The 22,067-nt window shown below is 69.2% G+C and carries 20 protein-coding genes and 3 pseudogenes; 7 read left to right on the top strand and 16 right to left on the bottom strand.

Annotation, left to right across the window (positions count from 1 at the left end):
- Positions 1-236 precede the first annotated feature (236 nt).
- A complete protein-coding gene (locus tag G6N24_RS25270) occupies positions 237-368 on the top strand; it encodes a hypothetical protein (RefSeq protein ID WP_119185005.1) in 132 nt (43 codons plus the stop codon).
- Between the two features lie 128 nt (positions 369-496).
- Here the strand turns inward: G6N24_RS25270 and G6N24_RS03705 are convergent, their stop codons facing one another.
- On the bottom strand, positions 497-1,249 hold the full coding sequence (locus tag G6N24_RS03705; protein ID WP_085156458.1) for a 3-hydroxyacyl-CoA dehydrogenase: 753 nt from the start codon (positions 1,247-1,249) through the stop codon (positions 497-499).
- A complete protein-coding gene (locus tag G6N24_RS03700) occupies positions 1,228-2,349 on the bottom strand; it encodes a CaiB/BaiF CoA transferase family protein (RefSeq protein ID WP_085156542.1) in 1,122 nt (373 codons plus the stop codon). The genes G6N24_RS03705 and G6N24_RS03700 overlap by 22 nt, the downstream gene beginning before the upstream one ends.
- A 104-nt stretch (positions 2,350-2,453) precedes the next feature.
- On the opposite strand from G6N24_RS03700, the gene G6N24_RS03695 reads away from it, so the two are divergent.
- Entirely contained in the window at positions 2,454-3,257 is an 804-nt protein-coding gene (locus G6N24_RS03695; protein WP_085156539.1) for an enoyl-CoA hydratase, read from the top strand.
- Between the two features lie 4 nt (positions 3,258-3,261).
- Here G6N24_RS03695 and G6N24_RS03690 read toward each other — a convergent pair whose 3' ends face one another.
- The 3 genes and pseudogenes from G6N24_RS03690 to G6N24_RS24140 all read right to left on the bottom strand — a co-directional run.
- On the bottom strand, positions 3,262-3,984 hold the full coding sequence (locus G6N24_RS03690; protein ID WP_085156455.1) for a CPBP family intramembrane glutamic endopeptidase: 723 nt from the start codon (positions 3,982-3,984) through the stop codon (positions 3,262-3,264).
- Positions 3,981-4,401: pseudogene (locus tag G6N24_RS03685) on the bottom strand (NAD-dependent epimerase); the annotation flags it as partial. The gene G6N24_RS03690 and the pseudogene G6N24_RS03685, both read right to left, overlap by 4 nt.
- A gap of 46 nt (positions 4,402-4,447) precedes the next feature.
- Positions 4,448-4,507: pseudogene (locus G6N24_RS24140) on the bottom strand (hypothetical protein); the annotation flags it as partial.
- 485 nt (positions 4,508-4,992) lie between these two features.
- On the opposite strand from G6N24_RS24140, the gene G6N24_RS03680 reads away from it, so the two are divergent.
- The 4 genes from G6N24_RS03680 (at position 4,993) to G6N24_RS03665 (ending at position 9,470) form a co-directional block, all read left to right on the top strand.
- Positions 4,993-6,663, top strand: a complete 1,671-nt coding sequence (locus tag G6N24_RS03680) for a PE family protein (protein ID WP_163745407.1) — start codon at positions 4,993-4,995, stop codon at positions 6,661-6,663.
- 116 nt (positions 6,664-6,779) lie between these two features.
- Positions 6,780-7,877 (top strand): type III polyketide synthase, encoded by a 1,098-nt coding sequence (locus G6N24_RS03675; protein WP_085159439.1) that lies wholly within the window; start codon positions 6,780-6,782, stop codon positions 7,875-7,877.
- On the top strand, positions 7,871-8,380 hold the full coding sequence (locus G6N24_RS03670; protein WP_085159441.1) for an isoprenylcysteine carboxyl methyltransferase family protein: 510 nt from the start codon (positions 7,871-7,873) through the stop codon (positions 8,378-8,380). The genes G6N24_RS03675 and G6N24_RS03670 overlap by 7 nt, the downstream gene beginning before the upstream one ends.
- A 76-nt stretch (positions 8,381-8,456) precedes the next feature.
- A complete protein-coding gene (locus G6N24_RS03665) occupies positions 8,457-9,470 on the top strand; it encodes an NAD(P)/FAD-dependent oxidoreductase (protein WP_085159442.1) in 1,014 nt (337 codons plus the stop codon).
- A 254-nt stretch (positions 9,471-9,724) separates the two neighbouring features.
- On the opposite strand, the gene G6N24_RS03660 is transcribed toward G6N24_RS03665, so the two are convergent.
- From G6N24_RS03660 to G6N24_RS03620, 9 genes and pseudogenes are all read right to left on the bottom strand, one after another.
- Positions 9,725-10,471 (bottom strand): crotonase/enoyl-CoA hydratase family protein, encoded by a 747-nt coding sequence (locus tag G6N24_RS03660; RefSeq protein ID WP_139822344.1) that lies wholly within the window; start codon positions 10,469-10,471, stop codon positions 9,725-9,727.
- A gap of 38 nt (positions 10,472-10,509) precedes the next feature.
- Positions 10,510-11,667, bottom strand: coding sequence for a thiolase family protein (locus tag G6N24_RS03655; RefSeq protein ID WP_085159446.1), 1,158 nt, complete (start codon positions 11,665-11,667; stop codon positions 10,510-10,512).
- A gap of 87 nt (positions 11,668-11,754) precedes the next feature.
- Positions 11,755-12,183: a type II toxin-antitoxin system VapC family toxin gene (locus G6N24_RS03650; RefSeq protein WP_085159448.1), complete on the bottom strand. Its 429-nt coding sequence runs from the start codon at positions 12,181-12,183 to the stop codon at positions 11,755-11,757.
- Positions 12,184-12,186: 3 nt separating this feature from the next.
- A complete protein-coding gene (locus G6N24_RS03645) occupies positions 12,187-12,426 on the bottom strand; it encodes an antitoxin (protein ID WP_085159450.1) in 240 nt (79 codons plus the stop codon).
- 55 nt (positions 12,427-12,481) lie between these two features.
- Entirely contained in the window at positions 12,482-12,688 is a 207-nt protein-coding gene (locus tag G6N24_RS03640) for an SRPBCC family protein (protein ID WP_139822343.1), read from the bottom strand.
- A gap of 104 nt (positions 12,689-12,792) precedes the next feature.
- A complete protein-coding gene (locus G6N24_RS03635; protein ID WP_085159454.1) occupies positions 12,793-14,013 on the bottom strand; it encodes an RNA polymerase sigma factor in 1,221 nt (406 codons plus the stop codon).
- A 13-nt stretch (positions 14,014-14,026) separates the two neighbouring features.
- Entirely contained in the window at positions 14,027-14,305 is a 279-nt protein-coding gene (locus tag G6N24_RS03630) for a YciI family protein (protein ID WP_232070765.1), read from the bottom strand.
- A gap of 232 nt (positions 14,306-14,537) precedes the next feature.
- Positions 14,538-17,750 carry a PE family protein gene (locus G6N24_RS03625; protein WP_163745406.1) on the bottom strand — a complete coding sequence of 1,071 codons (3,213 nt, stop codon included), beginning with the start codon at positions 17,748-17,750 and terminating at the stop codon, positions 14,538-14,540.
- A 187-nt stretch (positions 17,751-17,937) separates the two neighbouring features.
- Positions 17,938-18,575, bottom strand: a pseudogene (locus G6N24_RS03620) (maleylpyruvate isomerase family mycothiol-dependent enzyme).
- 54 nt (positions 18,576-18,629) lie between these two features.
- Between G6N24_RS03620 and G6N24_RS03615 the strand changes: the two are divergent.
- Positions 18,630-19,100, top strand: coding sequence for a TetR/AcrR family transcriptional regulator (locus tag G6N24_RS03615; protein ID WP_085159857.1), 471 nt, complete (start codon positions 18,630-18,632; stop codon positions 19,098-19,100).
- A 255-nt stretch (positions 19,101-19,355) separates the two neighbouring features.
- Here G6N24_RS03615 and G6N24_RS03610 read toward each other — a convergent pair whose 3' ends face one another.
- Both G6N24_RS03610 and G6N24_RS03605 read right to left on the bottom strand, forming a co-directional pair.
- On the bottom strand, positions 19,356-20,570 hold the full coding sequence (locus G6N24_RS03610; RefSeq protein ID WP_085159856.1) for a cytochrome P450: 1,215 nt from the start codon (positions 20,568-20,570) through the stop codon (positions 19,356-19,358).
- An 11-nt stretch (positions 20,571-20,581) separates the two neighbouring features.
- Positions 20,582-22,066, bottom strand: coding sequence for an aldehyde dehydrogenase family protein (locus tag G6N24_RS03605; protein WP_085159854.1), 1,485 nt, complete (start codon positions 22,064-22,066; stop codon positions 20,582-20,584).
- Between the last annotated feature and the right edge of the window lies 1 nt (position 22,067).

Raw genomic sequence — 22,067 nt, 5'->3', positions numbered from 1 at the left:
CCGAACGACCAGCACCGATATCCGCGATAACTTATCAGCGATAACTTACAGGTGTCAAACAACCCTGACTTGGGTACGACGGCGGACGCCGGGATGGTTCACCGCGATACGAAAAACCTGAACCGGCCGGGGTTGCGACAACCTCGGCGGAGTGACTTACCCGGCGGTAATAATTGCCACCATTTTCCGAATCGTGACTCACTGATTCCTTAATGGCGACTCCTAGGCTCGGTGCCATGTGGATCGACGACTCGAGTGCCGACGTCATCAAGGCTGACTTCGACGCTCTCTACCATGGCGACATGCTGGTGGAAGGCGAGACCTCGGAGCAGCTCGAAGACTGGCATCCGCTGCCTACGGCAAGCTGAGCCGATCATGAGTGTGCTTGCTCGGCTGCTGATGGCCGAACCCGCCATCACCCGATGGTTTCGTCGATAGCTTGGTTCCGATTTGGGCCCCCCGCGATGCGGGGGGTTTATTCGTTTCTGCTGTCGATCTAGCGCGGCGCCATGCGGATGGCGCCGTCCAGGCGGATGACCTCGCCGTTGAGCATCGGGTTTTCGATGATGTGCACGGCCAAAGCCCCGTACTCGTCCGGGTTGCCCAGCCGCGACGGATGCGGAACCTGCTTGCCGAGTGAGGCTCGGGCGTCCTCGGGCAGGGAGGCCAGCAGCGGGGTGTCGAACAACCCGGGCGCGATCGTGACCACCCGGATGCGGTGGCTGGCCAGGTCGCGCGCGATCGGCAGGGTCATCCCGACGACGCCACCCTTGGACGCCGAGTAGGCGGCCTGCCCGACCTGGCCATCGAACGCGGCCACCGACGCGGTGTTGATGATGACGCCGCGCTCCTCCCCGAGGGGCTCGGTCTTGGCGATTCGCTCGGCGCCCAGCCGCAGCACGTTGAACGTGCCCACCAGGTTGATATCCACGATCTTGCGGAAAGCATCCAACGGGAAGACGCCGTCGCGGCCCAGCACGCGAATCGCGTTGCCGGTGCCGGCGCAGTTGACGACGATGCGCAGCGGGCCCATTGATTGCGCGCTGTCCAGGGCGCCGGCGACCGCGGCCTCGTCGGTGACATCGGCCAGCGCGAAGCGCGCACGATCCCCCAGCTCGCCGACCACGTCGTCGCCCCTGAGGTCCAGCACCACGACCTGTGCCCCGGCGTCCAACAGCCGCTTGGTGGTCGCCAGGCCCAAACCCGACGCGCCACCGGTGACGACCGCTACGGCGTCCCTGATCTCCATGCGACTCCTTCGTCATCGCTCCAACTGCGGACTACCGCTTCGATGTCGTTCTCGGGCGCGCCCGGCGGGCGTGGTTGGTCCGGCATGGTCCGCGAGAACCGCGGCGCCGGCATCGGCTGCAAACCGCCGTTCACCTCATAGAAGGTGCGCCGCTCGGTGATGTGCGGCTCGTCGTGCACCTCGCCGAACGCCAGCACCGGCGTCACGCAGGCGTCGGAGTCGGCGAACACCTTGGCCCAATGATCCCGGTCGCGACCGGCGAACGCCTCCGTAAGCACGGCCCGCAGTTCGGGCCAGCGGGTGACGTCGTTCTGCGGCGGCAGGTCGGCGCCGTCCAGCCCCAGCCCGGCCAGCAGGGCGGAGTAGAACTGCGGCTCGATCGCGCCGACGGCGACGTAGCGGCCGTCGGCGCACTCGTAGGTGTCGTAGTAGGGCGCGCCGCCGTCGAGCATGTTGGTGCCACGGGTGTCCGACCACATGCCCGAGGCGCGCATCGCCCACATCATCTGCACCAGCACGCTGGAGCCGTCGACCATCGCGGCGTCGACGACCTGTCCCCTGCCGGACCTCTGCCGCTCCCACAGTGCGGCCAGGATGCCGACCAGCAGGAACATCGAGCCGCCACCGAAATCACCGACCAGGTTCAGCGGCGGCACCGGCCGCTCGCCCGCCCGACCGATGGCGTGTAGGACGCCGTTAAGCGAGATGTAGTTGATGTCGTGACCGGCCTGCTGGCTGCGTGGGCCGGTCTGGCCCCATCCGGTCATGCGGGCATAGATCAGCCGGTCATTGACCTTCGCGCAGTCTTCGGGGCCCAGGCCGAGCCGCTCGGTGACACCGGGGCGATAGCCCTCGATCATGACGTCGGCCTTGGCGACGAGCTTGAGCACCAGCTCACGGCCCTGGTCGGACTTCAGATCCGCGGTCACGATGCGCCGGTTGCGCAACATAGCGTCCTTTGCTGTGCCGCCAGGCCCGGCTGACGGGCGGTCGATGCGCACCACGTCGGCGCCGAGATCACCGAGGATCATCGCGGCGTGGGGGCCCGGCCCGATGCCGGCCAACTCGACGACTCGCAGCCCGTTCAGCGGTCCCGCCATCATGTACCGACCTTTCGTGCGCGGCGGCGGGCCCCTCACCGGGGCCGAAGGAAAGGCATGTCGTTCATACCGTCGCAACTGCGTCGTCGCCTAGAGTTATGCGCATGTCGAATTCGGGTATCGACACGCAGACAATTGTCGCGGGTCTTGCTGTCAGCCTGGTGGACGGGGTGCTGTCGGTGACCATCGATCGCCCCGAGAGCCTCAACTCGCTGACGCCGCCGATGCTGGAGGGAATGGCCGATGTCATGGAGCGCGCGGGCGGCGACCCACGGGTGAAGGTGGTCCGCTTGGGCGGTGCCGGCCGCGGCTTCAGCTCGGGCGGGGCCATCACCCTGGCCGATTTCTGGGGCAGCGGCTCGGCAATGACCTACGTGGAGGCGTGCAATCGCGCGGTGCGAGCGATCGCGGCGATGCCGCACCCGGTCGTCGCCGTCGTGCAGGGGCCGGCGGCCGGTTGCGGCGTTTCGCTCGCGCTCGCGTGTGACCTCGTATTGGCTTCTGAGAACGCGTTTTTCACGCTCGCCTACACGAATATCGGATTGATGCCCGACGGCGGCGCCTCGGCGACGGTGGCGGCCGCGGTTGGCCGGATCCGGGCGATGCGGATGGCGCTGCTGGCCGAGCAGGTGCCGGCCGTCGAGGCCTTGGCCTGCGGCCTGGTCAGCGCCGTCTATCCGGCGGCCGACTTCCAGGCCGAGGTGGACAAGGTCATCGAGAGGTTACTCGCGGGCCCTCCGATTGCGTTCGCCAAGACCAAGGAAGCGATCAACGCGGCCACTCTGGAATTGGAACCCGCTTTCGCCCGCGAATTGCAGGGCCAGGCGCTCCTGCTGCAAGCTAGCGACTTCGTCGAGGGCGCATCGGCGTTCCGGCAACGCCGCACCCCTACGTTCACCGGCTCCTGAGCGCTCAGACGCCGAACACCGGCGGAAGCGCGAGCACCATGATCAGACCCCAGACAAAATGGGTCAGCACCGGCGCCAATATCCCGCCGGTGGCCCGGCGTTCCAGCGCGCACACCGTCCCCAGGATGATCGCCGCGAAACCGAGCGTCGGGTTCCCAGTGGCCATGATGGCGCCGATGTACAGCAGGGTCGAGATGGCCACGGGATGGTGCCGGCCCAGCGCGGTGTACAGCGCTCCGCGGAAAAACATCTCCTCCGCGATGCCGTTGGCGAGGGCGATCAGCACGATCAGTAGAAACGATCCCTGATGGACGAATTGCAGTACGCGCGTGATCAACTCGGCTGTGCGCGGAAGTTCCTTGGTGATCAGCCCGCCCAGCACGAAGATGCCTCCGAGCAGTAGGCCGATGGTGGTCCCGGTGATGACCGGGCGCTGGTTTCGGCCGCGCCAGCAGATGCCACCCAGATGCAGCGGCCCGGAGATCAGCGCACCGACGCCCCACACGACCGCCAGCGCCATGGTCAGCCAGTAGAAGCTCGGCTCGCCCGGTGCCCGCCTCAGCGAAAAGCCCAGGACCGCTGCGCCGATCACCAGAGTGACGCCGACGACGATGCGCCGGCGCCGTATCACTGCGGGCGGTTCATGATGTGGCACAGCCACATTGGTGATCGCGCGACGAAACTCTTCGACAACGCCGGTGCGGTGGGGACTGGTGGGCTGACTCATGCCGGGCGAACCTTCGGGGTCAGGGTGATCAGGACGGCGGGGCCGGTTCGCAGCGCACCGGCGAACGGGCCGGGAACGCCGTTCACCAACCCCAGGGTGGGCCGTGCGATGGGTGGAGCGATGGCTCCGGCGAGCCGCCGGATGCGCAAAGCATCACCGCCGGCCCACGCCGGATCGGTGCCGGCGAGGTGATGAGGATCGGCCAGGGCGTTGACGGGCCGCGGCGCGCGGTCCGTCGAGTCCGCCAATGCCGGCGCGATGGCCTCCTCGACCCCGAACAAGCCGCCGGGCGGGTCGGGCACAAGACCTCGTAGGCCGCTGGCGGAACGCCCGCATCGGGTGGTCCAGCGACTCCACCAGGTCTGAAGCCAGGCCGGGAGGCACCGGTAGCGCGATCGCCGTGAACCGCGATGCCACCAGCCGGGTTTCGGGTCGCGGCCAGCACCCGATGGCCATCCGCCAGCAGTGCGGTCACCAGGCACGATCCGACGTAGCCGGTGGCGCCGGTCACCAGAATCCGCATTTTCCGACCCTAGCCCGTCGACGATGCGGGCCGTGGAACGGCCCGAGAAGGAGACGGGCAATCAGGCTCAGCCCGTCGACGATGCGGGCCGTGGAACGGCCCGAGAAGGAGACGGGCAATCAGGCTCAGCCCGTCGACGATGCGGGCCGTGCAACGGCCCGAGAAGGAGACGGGCAATCAGGCTCAGCCCGTCGACGATGCGGGCCGTGCAACGGCCCGAGAAGGAGACGGGCAATCAGGCTCAGCCCGTCGACGATGCGGGCCGCGCAACGGCCCGAGAAGGAGACGGGCAATCAGGCTCAGCCCGTCGACGATGCGGGCCGCGCAACGGCCCGAGAAGGAAACGGGCAATCAGGCTCAGCCCGTCGACGATGCGGGCCGTGGAACGGCCCGAGAAGGAGACGGGCCGCGGCCTCTGGCGGTGTCCGCCCGGTCCACATACGATTTGCTCCTGCGGGGGCACTCCGCGGGTTGGAGGTTTACTCATGTCGTTCATGGTCGCGCAACCGCAGATGTTATCCGCTACCGCAACGGATTTGGCGAGTATCGGTTCGGCGATCAGAGCGGCCAACGCCGCGGCGGCGGCCCCGACCACGGCGATACTGGCCGCCGCCGAGGACGAGGTGTCGGCCGCGGTGGCAGCAGTGTTCGGGGCGCACGCTCAGGGATATCAGGCAGTTTGCACCGACGCAGCCGCGTTTCACGATCAGTTTGTCCGTGCGCTGACCGCGGGCGCGGGCGCGTATGTGACCGCCGAGGCCGCCAACGTGTCGCCGCTGCAGGTGCTGGAGCAGAACGTGCTGGGCCTGATCAACGCGCCCACCCAGACGCTGCTGGGTCGCCCGCTGATCGGCAACGGTGCCAACGCGACGATGCCGGGGCAGCCCGGCGGTCCCGGCGGGCTGCTCTACGGCAACGGCGGCAACGGCTACAACAGCACCACACCCGGGGTCGCCGGCACCAGAGGCGGGGATGCCGGGCTGATCGGCAACGGCGGGGCGGGCGGGGCCGGCGGGCCGGGCGTTGCCGGCGGGGCGGGCGGGGCCGGCGGGCCGGGCGTTGCCGGTGGGCCCGGCGCGCGCGGCGGCGACGGCGGCAATGGCGGGCTGCTGTTCGGCAACGGCGGGGCGGGCGGCGCGGGCGGCGCCGGCGGCGCCGGCGCCAACGGGATGAATCCCGGCTTCGTTCCCCCTACCAGCCAGGCGAACAATGGCACCCCGGGCACTCCTAACGGCACCACAGTGACCGGAGGCGATGGTGGATCCGGTGATCCCGGCGCCATGAACGGCCAGGCCGGCGGCGACGGCGGTGCCGGCGGCGCCGGCGTCGCTACATCCAAAGCCGACGCTGCCCACGGTGGACGCGGTGGTGACGGCGGTAACGGCTTCGCCGGTACCGTCGGCGCGACCGGCGGCGACGGCGGCCGGGGTGGCGACGCCACCGCCAACGGCGGCCCGGCATTCGGGGGCGATGGCGGCAATGGGGGCAACGGCGCCACTGGCGACCCGGGCGGCGACGGGGGTAACGGCGGTGACGCGACGGCCGGGCCGGCACCGAGTGCCGGCGGGCACGGTGGCGCGGGCGGTACCGGCGGCACCGGTGCCAGCGGCGGCAACGGCGGCAATGGTGGTGAAGGTTTATTCAACGCCAGCGGCGGCGATGGCGGCCTGGGCGGCTTCGGCGGTGTCGGGGCTTCGGCGGCCGGCGGCGGCAGCGGCGGCGCCGGGGGTGCCGGCGGTCGTGGCGGATTGCTGTTCGGTATCGGCGGCGCCGGCGGCATCGGCGGCGACGGCGGCGGCGGCGGCGCTGGCGACGTCGGAGGGACCGGCGGTAACGGCGGCCACGGTGGCAACGGCGTCAACTTGGGCGGCAGTGGCGGCGACGGCGGCACCGGCGGCAACGGCGGCGCAGGTGGCGACGGCGGCAACGGCGGCAACGGCGGCGCCGGCGGGGCGGGTGGCCTGTTTGGTCACTCGGGCAGCTCGGGCGCTGGCGGCGCCGGCGGCAGCGGTGGGGCCGGGGGCGCCGGTGGCGCGGGCGGCGTTGGTGGCCTGCCCGGAACCGGGCTCGGCGGCGACGGTAACCCCGGCGCGCCCGGGGGATCCGGCAAAGCCGGCGCGTCCGGTGCCGCTGGCGCCGCCGGCCGATCCGGCTGACATCGAGCGCACGCCGGTCCGGGCCCGGGCGGGGCGGCGCCCGCAAGGGTGCGCAGGTCAACGCCCCCAACCGGCGGCGGCTGAACCTAGTCGGTGGCAGTAACGTGACTCATTACATGGAGACAACTGGGGGTAATTTGGCGTGTCTCGGTGCGCAAGCACCGACGGCCGGCACGACAGCTAATCCGACCATCGCGGGCGTGGCCGTGACGTTTCCGCCGCACCGATACAGCCAGGAGGAGACCATTGCGGCACTGACCGACTTTGCCGGCCCGGATTTTCGGCGGTTCGCTGTGACCAGCGGGGTCCAGGCCCGCCAGCTTGCGCTGCCACTGTCGCGATACCCCGAGCTGAGCGGCTTCACCGAGGCAAACGATGCCTACCTCGACGTCGCGCTCGACCTGGGCGAGCGGGCGCTGCTCGAGGCGCTCGATGACGCCAAGGTCAAGCCGGCAGAGGTCGATATCGTCTTTTCGACAACGATCACCGGGCTCACTGTCCCGTCGCTGGAGGGGCGGCTGGCCACGCGGGTGGGACTGCGACCCGACGTAAAGCGCGTGCCACTGTTCGGATTGGGCTGTGTCGGCGGCGCGGCCGGCCTCGCGCGCGTGCATGACTACCTGCGCGGCTTTCCCAACCACGTGGCCGCGCTGCTGGCGGTCGAACTGTGCTCGCTTACCGTTCAGCGCGACGACCGTTCGGTGGCCAATCTCGTCGCCTCCAGCCTGTTCGGTGACGGCGCCGCCGCCCTCATCGTGACCGGCGCCGACCGGGCAGCGGCCGGGCCTAAGTTACTGGCCACCCGCAGCCGGATCTATCCCGATACCGAGGAAGTGCTGGGCTGGAAGGTCGGCAGTTACGGGTTCCGGATCATTTTGTCGGTCGAGGTGACGACCGTCGTCGAGAAATACCTGGGCGACGATGTCCGGAGGTTCCTCGGCGACCACGGGCTGAGCACCACCGACGTGTCGACATGGGTCCTGCACGCCGCCGGCCCGAAGGTTATCGACGCCGTCGAGGATGCGCTCGAGCTACCCGCTGACGCCCTGGAGCGCACCCGAGATTCGTTGCGCGACAACGGCAACCTTTCATCGGTGTCGGTGCTGGACGTGCTGCGGCCGACTATGGCCGATCCGCCACCACCGGGCTCGATTGGCCTGATGATCGCGATGGGCCCGGGTTTCTCCTCCGAACTCGTGCTGTTCAAGTGGTAGGGCCGTATCACCTGCTGATCGGGGCGGTCGTCATCGAACGCCTCGCGGAGCTGGTGGTGGCTCAGCGCAATGCACGCTGGTCCTTCGCCCAGGGCGGCAAGGAGTTTGGTCGCCCACACTACGTCGTCATGGTCGTCCTGCATACGGGGCTGTTGCTTGGCTGCATCCTCGAACCGTGGGCGCTGCACCGCCCGTTCATACCGTGGCTTGGGTGGCCGATGCTGGCCGTGCTGGTGTTGAGCCAGGCGCTGCGCTGGTGGTGTGTCAAGTCGTTGGGCCGGCGGTGGAACACCCGCGTGATCGTGTTGCCCCACGCGCCGCTGGTGCGCCGGGGTCCGTACCGCTTGATGCACCACCCGAATTATGTTGCAGTGGTGGCCGAAGGGTTCGCGTTGCCGATGGTGCACACCGCATGGCTGACCGCGGTCGGCTTCACGCTGGCGAATGCGGTGTTGCTGAGCGTGCGCATCCGGGTGGAGAACTCCGCGCTGGGCTACACATGACGACCCGCGCCGGCGACGATGCAGAGCGAAGCGATGTGGGGGCACCTCCCGCTTGCGGGGGAGAGGAGCGGCGCTCATGGCATATGACGCCGATCTGCTGATCGCCGGCGGCGGCCCCGGTGGCCTCGCCACGGCGTTACACGCTCGCGCCCAAGGTCTTTCGGTGATCGTGGCCGAGCCGCGAGACAATCCGATCGACAAGGCCTGCGGCGAGGGGCTGATGCCCGGCGGCCTGGCCGAACTGACGTCGCTGGGCGTCGACCCGACCGGCATGCCGTTTCACGGGATCGCGTATGTGAGCGAACATCGCCGGGCCGAGGCGCGGTTTCGCGACGGGCCGGGCCGGGGGGTGCGACGCACCACGCTGCATGCCTCGCTGGCGGCGCGGGCCAAAGAGCAAGACACCGAATGGATCCGGGCGCGCGTGACCAGCGTCCAACAAGACGCCCATGGGGTGACGGCCGCTGGTGTGCGCGCGAAATGGTTGGTGGCGGCGGACGGACTGCATTCGCCGGTCCGCCGCGCCGTCGGGATCGAAGCGACGGCCGGAACACCGCGTCGCTATGGCGTGCGATGGCACTTCCGGCTGCAGACATGGTCGGAGTTTGTCGAAGTGCATTGGTCCCGTTGGGGTGAGGCGTACGTGACTCCGGTGGAGCCGGATCTGGTCGGCGTGGCGATCCTGTCCCGTCGGCGGCCCGAACTGGAGTGGTTTCCATGGCTGGCCAACCACCTGCAAGGTATGGGCCGCGGGCAGGCACGCGGCTGCGGCCCGCTGCGGCAGGTGGTGTCGCGCCGCGTCGCCGGACGCGTGCTGTTGGTCGGCGACGCGGCCGGCTACGAGGACGCCCTGACCGGCGAAGGCATCAGCCTTGCCGTCAAGCAGGCCGCCGCGGCGGTCCGCGCCATCGTCGACGACGCACCGTCGTCGTATGAGGCCGCGTGGCGCCGGGTTACCCGCGACTACCGGCTGCTCACCCGCGGGCTGGTGCTGGCCAGCACGCCACGCGCGGCGCGCCGGGCCATCGTGCCGGCGTGTGCACTACTGCCCCCGGTGTTCCGGTGGGGCGTGAACGTCTTGGCGCACTAGGTAGGGCGCCGCTGATTTGGCCACTAGATCGGTGGTGTCCCGGGCCGCGATAGTCACATCGGCCTCACGAATCCCTAGGCCGACCCGGTACACGGTTTGCCCATCTCACAGCGACAACGTAAGTCACACAAGGGATTTGTCGCTGCGAGGCGGGCACAACGAACACCCCAACCCGCGGATGCTCGCGTGACCGATGTGACCAGCTTGCCGTCGCGCCCACAGCTAGGAGGCACAACATCAGCAGCGTTCTTGCCTTAGCGCGCCTTCCAAACCGGCTCCCGCTTCTCGGCGAACGCCAACGGTCCCTCCTTGGCGTCCTCGGATCTGATCAGGGAACGCATCTCCCGCACGGTACGCTCCCAGCCCGCTTCCTCGTCGCCGATGACGCCGTCGTCGACGCCATAGGCGATGCGCTTGCTGGCCTGCACGGACAGCGGCGCGTTCACGGTCACCCGTGCCGCCAGCGCGAGAGCGGCGTCCAGCACCGAGCCCTCCTCGGTGACCTGATTGATCAGGCCCCATTCCCGGGCGTCGGATGCGGTGAGCGGCTCGCCCGTCAACAGCAGTTCCATCGCCACTTTGCGGGGCAATTGGTGGACGATCCGGAAAACACCGCCGGCAGCGGCGATCAGGCCGCGTTTGACCTCCGGCAGGCCGAACGTGGCGCACTGGTCGGCCACCACCAAGTCGCTGGCCAAGGCGAGCTCGGTGCCCCCGCCCAGCGCGGCGCCGTTGACCGCGGCGATGGTGGGCTTGTCGATGAAGTGGTGCACGTAACCGGCGAAGCCCCATTCGGGATGGTCCGGGTGATAGATGTTCTCCCGGCGCGCGATCGCCTTAAGATCCGCCCCGGCGCAAAACGACTTGTCGCCGGCACCGGTGATCACGACGGCCCGCACCTCCGGATCGTGTTGCGCAACGTCGAGCGCATCCCCGACGCCGACGCTGACGGCGCCGTTGACCGCGTTGCGGGCTTCCGGCCGGTTGATGGTAATGACCATGACGTTGCTTCTGCGCTCGACGAGCGCTCCGGGCTGCGTCACAAGAGCTCCAGGATGGTCGCATTGGCCTGACCGCCGCCCTCACACATGGTTTGCAGGCCATAACGAATTCCCTTGTCCCGCATGTGATACAGCAGCGTGGTCAGCAACCGCGCACCCGAGCCGCCGAGCGGGTGGCCGAGCGCGATCGCGCCGCCATTGGGGTTGAGCTTCTTCTCGTCGGCCCCGATGTCACGCAGCCAGGCCAGCGGGACGGGCGCGAACGCCTCGTTGACCTCGTACGCCCCGATGTCGTCGATGCTCAGCCCCGAGCGCTTGAGCACCTTCTGGGTCGCCGGGATGGGCGCCGTCAACATGATCACCGGGTTGGCGCCGGCCAGTGTCGCGGTGTGCACCTTGGCAATCGGCTTGAGCCCCAGCGATTTCGCCTTGTCGGCGGACATGAACAGGAGGGCGGCCGAGCCGTCGGAGATCTGCGACGAGTTGCCGGCGTGGATCACACCGTCTTCCTTGAACGCCGGCTTCAGCGAAGCCATCTTTTCCATCGAGGTACCGCGGCGGATGCCTTCGTCCTTGAGGATGACCGAATTTTCTGGACCGTCTTGGTCTTTGATGCCCACGATCTGCTCGTCGAATGCGCCGGAATCTTGTGCCGCGGCGGCCTTTTCGTGTGATTCCAGGGAGAACTCGTCGAGTGCGAGACGGTCGAAGCCCCACCGCTCGGCGATCATTTCGGCACCGATGCCCTGGTTGGGGACCTTGCCGTCGTAGCGCTGCATGAAGGCCTGCGGATAGGGGCGTCCGCCATTGGCCAGCGAGGATCCCATCGGGGTCCGCGACATCGACTCCACGCCCCCGGCCACGACGACGTCGTAGTGGCCGGCCACTACGCCGGCCGCGGCGAAGTGCACCGACTGCTGGCTCGACCCGCACTGCCGGTCGACGGTCACGCCGGGGACCGTCTCCGGCCAGCCCGCCGCCAGGACCGAGGTGCGGGCGATGTCGAGGGCCTGTTCGCCGGCTTGCATGACGCAGCCCCAGATGACGTCGTCGACGATCTCGGGGTCGATGCCGGCCCTGTCGACCAGCCCGTTGAGAACCTGCGCGGACAGGTCGGCCGGGTGCACCCCGGACAGCCCGCCGTTGCGCTTGCCGATCGGTGAGCGCACTGCCTCGACGATGACGGCTTCAGCCATGGGTATGTCTCCTTCGACATGGGGTTGTGCCTCGATTGTTGACCACGGCGGCGGGCGGCCGGGGGCCGGGTGGTCTCGGCTGGGTGGCTAGAGAATTGTCAGGTGCTGTTTTCCCGCACCGGGAACCGCGCTGCGCACAACGGACTGGTCGAAAGTGACAAACCTGCCGCCGTACTCGACCGCGAGTGCAAGTAGGTAAGCATCGGTGACCTGCTTGGAACTGTGCAGACGGGAACGATCGACGGCGTTCACGTCGAGAATGCTTACGGTGCAAGGCCAGAACTCGTGATAGGGCGTCCGCGTTGCACGAGCGAGCATGTCGATCGCGTGGCTGACTGGGACGGGACTGGGATAGCGCGCCTGGCTAATGATCCGGACGAAACCGTTCTGGGTAATCGCGCACGAGGCCCAGCCCTGCTCGATTTCTTCGGTGATCCAGGCCCGTGCCCGCTTATGGTCGACGTGGTCGCGGTCGAGCAGGGCTAGCAGCACATTGATGTCCAACAGTGCCCGCACCGATCACACGGCCTCGTCGTCACGAAGCCGATCGATCAGCGCATTTGAGATGGCTTCGCCACGATGCGGAAGCGGCTCGAAGCCATAGAACGCGTCGGCTTCGCGTGCGGGCGAGGCGTATTGGTTGGTCAATGCTTGGCGGGCAAGGTCCGATAGCACCGCTCCCGCGGTCCGGTTCTCCCGCAGAGCGCGCTCCTTAACGGCCAGCAGGACGTCGTCGTCAATGGTGAGCGTGGTGCGCATACATCAGATGCTACTGCATCACTCGCGCCGCAGGTGCCGATCGCCCACGCCCCCACTAGTTGGTGGCCTCGATGAGCGACTGGAGTCGGGCTAGGTCCCTGGCGTTGGCCCGCTTCATCGCCATCGCCAGGACGGCTGCCGCGATTCCCGAGAATCCCTTGGGTTCACCACGATTGCGCAGGGTCATCTTCGCCATACCGTTGGGGCCGTCCTCCCAGAGGGAGGTCGTCTCCACCGGGAACGGCCCTTCCGCCGCGCGCATCACGAAGCTCGTGTCCGGCGTTCTCCGGATCCGACGCGGCAACTTCACCTCGGGGCCCAGCGATCACGATCTCGCTTTCCGCGTTCCCTGTCGTCATCGCACTCCTAACCTTGCTGCCTCGACCATTCGGCGATGCGCCGCCGGCGGTGTCGTCGTTCCGGCGTAGTGACCGAGTCGGTGAGTGATGCCAGCGTCGCCTCCACCGCCTCGGCGAACCTGCCTTCGCGTGCCAACAATTCACCGCGGACGGCGTGCCAGCGTTGATCGGGCGCGAGTTGGTCCAGTTCGTGCAATCCTGCTGCCGCGCCTTCGGATTCGGCGACAGCAACCGCCCGGGCGAGTGCGGCGGGAGCGCTCGGCTGCACCGAGAGCAGCAGGTCGTAGAGGCGGACGATCTCGGCCCAGTCGGTGGCCTGATAGGACGCCGCCCGGGCGTGCTCCGCCGCGATCGCGGCCTGAAGCTGGTACGGGTCGGCAACCGTGCCGGTACGACGCAACGATTCATCGAGGAGATGCAAGGCCTCGTCGATCGCGCCGGTGTCCCACAGCGAGCGGTCCTGCTCGGCGAGCGTTACCGGGTCACCGGCGTCGTTGAGCCTTGCGGCGCGCCGGGATTCGCTCAGCAGCACCAGTGCCAGCACCGCCATGGGCGACGGTTCATCGGGCATCAGGTCGTGCACCAGCCGCGCCAAGCGCAGCGCCTCGCGGGCGCCGTCGACGTCGGTCAGCCGCTCGCCACCCGACGCGCTGTGGGCGATCGTGTAGGACGCATGCAGCACCGCGCATACCGCCGCCAGGCGCGCCGGCAGTTCTTCGTCGGCCGGCACGCGGTAGGGGATACCGGCGCGCGCGATCTTCTGCCGGGTCCGGGTCAGGCGCTTGGCGACCGCCGCCTCGCTGGTCAGCAATACCGCGGCAATCTGTGCCGGCGACAGGCCACACAGGGTGCGCAACGCAAGGGTCACCTGCGCCTCGAGGCTGAGCGCCGGGTGGCAGCAGGTGAAGATCAGCCGCAACCGATCGTCAGCCACCACACTGTCCGGCGGCGGGTCGGGAACCGCGAGCTCCACGCTGGCAAGCTCCTTTTGGGCGCGGGCGCCCTCGCGCCGCAGCAGGTCAATCGCGACCCGCCGCGCGGTCACCGTCAACCAGGCCCGCGGCTCGTCCGGGACACCCGTGCGCGGCCAGTCCCGCAGCGCGCGTAGTGCCGCTTCCTGCACCGCGTCCTCGGCGACCTGTAGGGAACCGACCGACCGCACGAGGGTCGCCAGGATGCGAGTCCCCTCAACCCGGACCGTCTCGGCGAGCGCGGAGTCTGCATCCACCAACCGGCGGCCCTCAACCGAATTCGATCACGGGACGCACTTCGACGGCGCCGTCCCAGGCGGCGGGGATCTCTGCGGCGATACGCAGGGCCTCGTCCAGATCGGCGGCCTCGATGATGTAGAAGCCGGTGAGGGCCTCCTTCGTCTCGGCGTACGGGCCGTCGCTGGTGACGACGTCGCCGCCACGGGCACCGGTGACGCGAACGGTCGTCGCGGTGCTGGTCGGGTACAGAGCGTTGCCACCACGAATCGCCGCGGCATGGTCCTGTCCGAACTTCATGTATGCGGCCATGTCCTCGGCCTGCTCGGGTGCTGACCAGTCGACGTCCCTGGTGTAGGTGAGAGCGGCATATTGCGGCATGGTTTCCTCCTGTCCCCATCATGATCCCGGCGATCCGGCGATCTCACCAATAGGACGATCGCCGAGGCGCCATGAGGACACCCGGACCGAAACGATTATCGGAATATTGGCGGGATTCGGCGCGATGTTGCCGACCGCGCAACTCCCCGCTGCGCGGGCTACCTCAGAGCCCGTTCATCCCGTTCTGCCCAAGCAGTTGCCCGCCCGCGCCACCGGTGCCAACCGTGCCAGGCGCAGAGCCGAGCAGGCCGCGGTTACCGCCGTTGCCGCCGACGCCGATCTGTTGGGCGTTGCCGCCGTTGCCGCCGTTACCGGCGGCAGCGGCGCCCAGGTTGATCCCGCCGGCGCCACCGTTGCCGCCGGTACCGATCAGTGCGGCCGTGCCGCCGGCCCCGCCGTTGCCGGCGGCGCCGGTGTTCGCGAAGCCACCGGCTCCGCCGGTGCCGCCGTCGCCGAAGAGTCCTGGGGCGTTACCGCCGGCGCCGCCGTTGCCGCCGGCTTTTCCGCCGCCACCGTTGCCGCCGGCCCCGCCGGAACCGAAGAACCCGCCGCCGTTGCCACCCGCGCCGCCGGCTCCGCCGGCGCTATCGCTGAGGCCGCCAGCGCCGCCGTTGCCGCCGTTGCCGAAGAGTAGCGCGGCGTTGCCGCCCTTGCCGCCGGTCCCGCCGGTAGCGGTGGTGCCCGGCCCGCCGGCTCCACCGGCCCCGCCGTCGCCGTAGAGCAGACCGGCGTTGCCTCCGGCGCCGCCGGCGGCACCCCCACCGGCTCCGACACCGAGCCCGCCGGCCCCGCCGGCCCCGCCGGTGCCAAAGAGCGCGCCCGCGTTGCCAGCGGCCCCACCGACCCCGCCGGCGCCAAGGCCGAGTCCGCCGGCGCCGCCGGCGCCGCCGGTGCCAAAGAGAGTGGCGGCGTTGCCGCCCAGCCCACCGGCCCCGCCGACCGTGGTGCCGGCGCCGCCGGCCCCACCGGCGCCACCAGTGCCGAAGAACGCGCCAGCGTTGCCGCCGGCCCCACCGGCGCCGGCGGCCCCACCGGGACTGGCGCCACCGCCAGCGCCGCCGGCCCCACCGTTGCCGTAGAACACGCCGCTGTTACCGCCGCTCCCACCGGCGCCGGCCCCGCCGGCGTCGCCGATACCACCGGCCCCACCGGCTCCGCCATTGCCGAAGAGAAGGCTTGACCCGCCGGCACCGCCGGCTCCGGCCGGGCCGGTCGGGCCGCCGGCACCGCCGGCACCGCCGTTACCGCCGCTGCCGAACAACCCGATACCACCAGCGCCGCCGACCCCGGCTTTCGCGGTGAAGCTCGCGCCGCCGTCCCCGCCGATGCCGCCAGCGCTGTACAGCCCGGCGGCGCCACCGGCACCGCCACGGCCACCATCACCAGCGAGTCCGACTCCGCCTTCACCGCCGGCACCGGCGGCGCCAGACAGCAGCCCGGCGGCCCCACCGTTGCCGCCGGACCCGCCGGTCGGCCCGGTCGCGCCGGACCCGCCGGCCCCGCCGTTACCCATCAATATCCCGCCGTCCCCGCCATTGGCGCCGGTTCCCGCAGCCCCGTTGACACCGTTGCCCAGCAACGGACGACCGAACAGCGCCTGGGTCGGCGCATTGATCGCATCGCGCACAGCCTGGCCGGGGGTGGCCAGGCCCGCAGCGCCGTTGGCGCCGGCAGTGCCCAGTGGGGTGCCGACCCCGGGGTTGCCACCGTTGCCGCCGAAGCCGAATATCTGGGCGTCGCCGCCTTTACCGCCGTTGCCGCCGGCAAAGCCTCCCACGTTGCGGCCGCCCGCGCCGCCGTTGCCACCGTCGCCGATCAGCGCGGCCTTGCCACCGGCCCCACCGGTGCCGGCGTTGCCGGGGGTGGCGGCCAAGCCGCCGTTGCCACCGGTACCACCGTCGCCGAAGAGGCCCAGAGCATTGCCACCGGCCCCACCGGCTCCGGCGGCGCCGGTGGCGCCGGCGCCACCGTTGCCGCCGGCGCCGCCGGAGCCGGCGAGCCCGCCACCGTTGCCACCAATGCCCCCGGTCCCGCCGGCGGTAGCCCCGGCACCACCGGCACCAGCGGTGCCGCCATTACCGACCAGTGTCGCGGCGTTACCACCGCTGCCGCCCTTGCCGCCGACGGCGCCCGGAGCGGCGCCGCCTCCGCCGGCACCGCCCGCGCCACCGTCGCCGTAGACCATCCCGGCGCTGCCGCCGCTGCCGCCGGCCCCGCCGCTGACTTGGCCGAGTCCGCCCGCGCCGCCCGCTCCGCCGGTGCCTGAGAGAGTGCCGGCCTGGCCACCCGCCCCGCCGGCTCCACCGGCGCCGAAGCTGGTCGCGCCGGCGCCGCCGGCCCCGCCGGTGCCGAAGAACGTGGCGGCGTTGCCGCCCGGCCCGCCGGCCCCGCCCGCCCCGACAGCGACACCGCCGGCACCGCCCGCGCCACCGTCGCCGTAGAACACGCCGGCGCTGCCGCCGGCACCGCCGGCGCCACCAATGGTGCCGGGGAGGTTGGCGCCACTGCCGCCGACGCCGCCGACGCCGCCGTCGCCGTAGAACGCGCCAGCGTTGCCGCCCTGCCCGCCGACGCCGCCGGCCGTCTGTCCGGCCCCACCGATTCCGCCGGCCCCGCCGTTGCCGAAGAGCAAGCTAGCCCCGCCGGCACCGCCGGCACCGCCGGCGGTAGCGCTGGCGGCGCCTCCTGCGCCCCCAACGCCGCCGGAGCTAAACAACCCGGCGCCGCCGGCGCCCCCGGCCCCACCGACGGTGCCGACCCCGCCGGCCCCGCCGGCACCGCCGGGGCTGAACAGCCCGCCGGCACCGCCCTGGCCGCCGGTCCCGCCAGCGCCGGCCACGCCAACACCGCCGACGCCGCCGGCGCCGGCGGTACCGTAGAGCAGCCCCGCGGCCCCGCCTCGGCCCCCGGCTCCGCCGGTTGCGCCGTTGGTGCCCGACCCACCGGCCCCGCCGTTCCCGATCAATATCCCGCCATCGCCGCCGTTAGCCCCGGTTCCGGGAGCCCCGTTGGCGCCGTTACCGATCAGCGGGCGCCCGACTAGCGCCTGGGTGGGCGCGTTGATCGCGTCGAGGAGGGGCTGCAACGGCGACACGGCAGCGGCCTCGGCGCTCGCATATGCGCCCGCGCCGCCCGTCAAGGCCTGTACAAACTGTTCATGAAACGCCGCCGCTTGAGCGCTGGCCGTCTGATAAGCCTGGCCGTGCGCAGCGAACAACGCTGCGATCTGCGTCGATATCTCGTCCGCGGCCGCGGCGGCCACCGTCGTCGTCTGCGCCGCTGCCGCCGTGGTGGCCGCGCTGAGTGCCGACCCGATGCCCTTCAAATCCGTTGCTGCTGTAGCTAAAAGCCCAGGGTCGACCGCCAAATATGACATGCGCCTTTCCTCACATCCTCGCATTCATCGACTGGCTGTGGTGCGGATCATATGCGACCGGAAGCTGTGATATAGCCCAAATCCGTTGCGCTCGTTATGCTATCGTGATGCCGCGTAAAGCCGCTGTACAGGGACGCCTATTCCCTGTTGCGCTGGCAGTTTTGTAAAGATGTTGGGCGATCGATGATTAGACCGGTCGAGACCGTAGTCGGGGTAGCCACGGCACGTCCAACTGATCGAGCAGAGCGGGGCGGCCGCTGACGGCCATCATCAAGGCGGCCGCCGGTCCGCGCACTTCGGCTCCCCGACCCCAACTTCCATCAATGTCGGTGGCATACAAAGAGATCCCCCAAAGTCGGCCCAGCGGCACGAAGCCGAACGGCCATGGCCCGGTCAGGATATTCAGTGCCAGACCGGCCAGCTCGGGGTCGGGTTCGAACGGCAGGTTGAGCGGAATCCTGATGTCACCGCCCTGGACCAAAGATATCGGCGGGCGAGTCGAGCGGCCCAAACAGCGGCGGGCTCAACCGGTGATCGGCACCCCCCTCAGACTGCTAGTGATGTCGGCGACCGGCAGCTGCGCGCGACGTCGCACGAGCTCGTCGATGGCGCGAGCCATGCTGCCACGCCGCCGCGCCGTCCTCAAGAAACCCAAAAGCTGTCGGCGAAGACGCTGACCAGGTGTGCGGTCACCGTCTTGATATCCCAGCCGGCGCGCAGGCTTGGGATCGCTGGCTAAGCGTCGTCGAGTTGGTCGATGAGCGCAGCGATCTGGCGCCGCTCGTTCGCGACAGCGCTGAAGACATACTCGCGGTCAACTCGCATCAGCAGCACTGTAGTGCGGAACAGATATTTGGTTGCCAACACGGGCCCGAAGAGATGCGTGACCGGCCCGTCCTCCAAGCTTGGTGCATTACCGAATCACATGCCCGGGGGCGTCCGCGCAGCGCGGCTGTGCATCGCGACATCCTCGAGGCGACCCGGGCGCTGATCGTCGCGAAGGGATACTCCAAGGTCTCGATGGACCGCGTAGCCGCCCGGGCCGAGATCGGCGTTCAGACGGTGTATCGACGATGGCCGTCGAAATCCCCTTTGGTGGCGGAGGCCATCCCGGACGCCACGAATCGATTCGGCCCAATCGAAATGCCCGACACCGGCGACATCGGTGCAGATTTGCGCGCTTGGCTGAGGTTGTCGGCAGAGTTTCTGGCGGCCCCAGGCAATCGCGTCTTTGCTCCGGGCCTTGGCAGCGGCAGCCGCCACAGATGCCGAAGCAGAAGCGGCCCTTTACCCGGTCCGACGCACGACGCTATCGTGCAGCGCCCTGATCGTGCCGTGCGAGCCGGGTAGGTGCGCCCACGACTGGTCTTGCTGCAATGGCAGATGCGTCGAGCGGTACGGTATTTTGAGGCACTGCTGGACGCACTTCTTACCGGCGTGACCGTGCGTGACGAGTGATCAACATATTTACGAGAATTTGTTATTTCTCGAAATAGCTTCCATGGGTAGCGCTGCCGTCGTATGACCGAAGGGTCCTACGCCCCGCTGATCCATCAACAGCTCGGCATCAAGTAATTCAGAGCGCTCACGCTAATCGCGCCGCCGTTAGCCAGACGGCTCGAACAGCACCGGAAGCGTTGTGGGCGAACGGAATACCTGCCCACGGATGTGTGGATCGTCGCCGTCGGGGTCGAGCCGCAGGTTGGGCAGGCGGTCTAACAGCACGTTGAGCGCCACCCGCATCTCCAACCGCGCCAGGTGCATGCCGAGGCAGACATGGACACCGTGCCCAAATCCGATATGCGCCCTCGCCGAACGGAAAATGTCGAAACGATCGGGGTCGGGGTATCGGTCCTCCTGCCGATTGGCCGCGCCAAGCATCGGCATGACCGACGAGCCGGCCGGGATGGGCACGCCGGCGAGCTCGGTGTCGCGGGTGGCCACCCGGGTGATCGTCAGCAGCGGCGGCTCCCATCGCACCGCCTCCTCGATCGCCTGCGGCAGCAGCCAACGGTCAGCCCGGAGCGCGTCGAGTTGATCTGTGTTGCAAAGCAATCCGAACAACATGTTTCCCAGCGACCGGTACGTGGTTTCCACGCCGGCGGGCAGCAGCAAACGCAGGAACGAGAAGATCTCCTCGTCGGACAGCTTGTGTCCGTCGATCTCCGCGTGGGCGAGGCCGCTGATCAGATCGTCACGGGGTGCTGCGCGCCGCGCCGCCAGGATCGGGGTGAAGTACTCCTGTAATGCCGCGGAGGCGGCGCGCCCGCGCCCCGGGTTGATCGTGAAACTCAGCAACGAGATCGACCAGCGCTGAAACTGCGGAAAGTCCTCGCGCGGCAGACCCAGCAGACCGGCGATGATCTGGGTCGGGTAGGGAAAGGTGAACTCCTTCACCAGATCAGCGCGGCCGCGGGCGGCGAACCGGTCGATCAGCTCGTTGCCGACCTTCTCGACCAGTTCGCCCTCCCAACGCGCCATCGCCTTCTGCGAGAAGGCTTTTGCGACCAGGGTCCGGTGACGACCATGTTCTGGCTCATCCATCCCGAGCATCACGTGGCGGCCCAGCACATCGCCGAACGCGTCGATGATGATTGCCGACGAGAACGTCTCGTTGTCGCGCAGCAGCTGCTGCACCTCTTCGTAGCGGTAGACGATGAAGACCGGCTTGGACTCCTCGTGCGGCATGCCCGAGGAGTCGATGCGCTGCACCGGTTGTTCGCGCCGCAGTCGGGCCAACTCGGCGTAGGGGTCGCGAACATCACCGGAGACAACGTCGTCGAAGGAACCGAAGTCCTCCAGATCGTCGAACAGTCGCAATCGCTTCTCCTTCAGCCGGCGGGATACCCCACGGACTTGATCTTGGTGTACTGGTCGAACCCGGCCACACCGTTCTGGCGGCCCACCCCGCTGGCCTTGTACCCACCGAACGGGGTGTCGGCGCCGTACGGGGCGGCGCCCTGCACGCCGATCCAGCCGGCCCGCAGCCGTCGGGCAACCGCCAGCGAACGTTCCAGGGAACCCGACATCACGTTGCCGGCCAACCCGTACACGCTGTCGTTGGCGATCCGGATAGCGTCTTCGTCGTCGTCGAATCCGATGACGGCTAGCACCGGCCCGAAGATCTCCTCCTGGGCGATCGTCATGGTGTTGTCGACATCGACGAAAAGCGTTGGCCTGACAAAGAATCCCTTGTCGAATCCCGTTTCGGCATCGGGACCGCCGACCAGCGCGGTGGCACCTTCTTCGACGCCCTTGTTGATGTAGCCCAGCACCCGCTCGCGCTGGCGGTGCGAGATCACCGGACCACACAGGGTTGCGGGATCCTGGGGATCCCCCGGCATGACGTTCTCGTAGATGCTCTTGAGGATCGCCACTCCCTCGTCGTAGCGGGACCGCGGCAGCAGCATCCGGGTCGGGTTGGCGCAGCCCTGGCCGGCGTGCATGCACGGCGCGATGCCGATCGCGCATGCCATGCCGAAATCGGCGTCGTCCAGCACGATGGTGGCCGACTTGCCGCCGAGCTCCAGGAACAGCCGCTTCATCGTCGCCGCGCCTTTTTCCATGATTCGCTTCCCGACCGCGGTCGAGCCGGTGAACGAGATCAGGTCGACCTTGGGCGACAGCGTCAGCTCCTCGCCCACCAGGTGATCCGACGCGGTGACGACGTTGACGACACCGGCTGGGATGTCGGTCTTTTCGGCGATCAGCCGGCCCAGGCGGGTCGCGTTGAACGGGGTGTCCGGCGCCGGCTTGAGCACGACGGTATTGCCGGTGGCCAGCGCCTGGCCGAGCTTGTTGATGGTGACCTCGAACGGGAAGTTCCACGGCACGATCGCCCCGACCACCCCCACCGGCTCCCGCCAGATCTTGCGGGTGGTCAGCTGGCCGGTGATGCTGATCGTTGCGTCGCCTAGGTCGGTTTCCCAGGGGTACTCGTCGATCAGCGTGGCGGGATAACGCAGCCCGTCGGCCAGCGGGGCATCCAGCTGCGGGCCAAAGGTGATGGCCCGGGGCGTGCCGACCTCAAGGATGAGCTCCTCCCGCAGCTCCTCCCGCTCGGCGTCCAGCGCGTCGTGCAGCTGCAACAGGCAGCGCTTGCGCAATGCGCGGTTGGTCGACCAGTCGGTCTCGTCGAAGGCCCGCCGGGCGGCGTCGATGGCCCGGCGCATGTCCGCCTTCGACGCGTCGGCGACTTCCCCGAGCGCCTCCTCGGTTGCCGGGTTGATGTTGGTGAAGGTGCCGGCCTGACCCTCGACGAGGGTGCCGTCGATCATCATCTTCGGCTCGAAGCGGACCTTTACAGCCTCAGTCATG

The organism is Mycobacterium lacus (assembly GCF_010731535.1).
Taxonomy (GTDB): Bacteria; Actinomycetota; Actinomycetes; order Mycobacteriales; family Mycobacteriaceae; genus Mycobacterium; species Mycobacterium lacus.
Note: the sequence above shows the minus strand (reverse complement) of the source record. Positions and strands in the feature narration are given on the sequence as shown.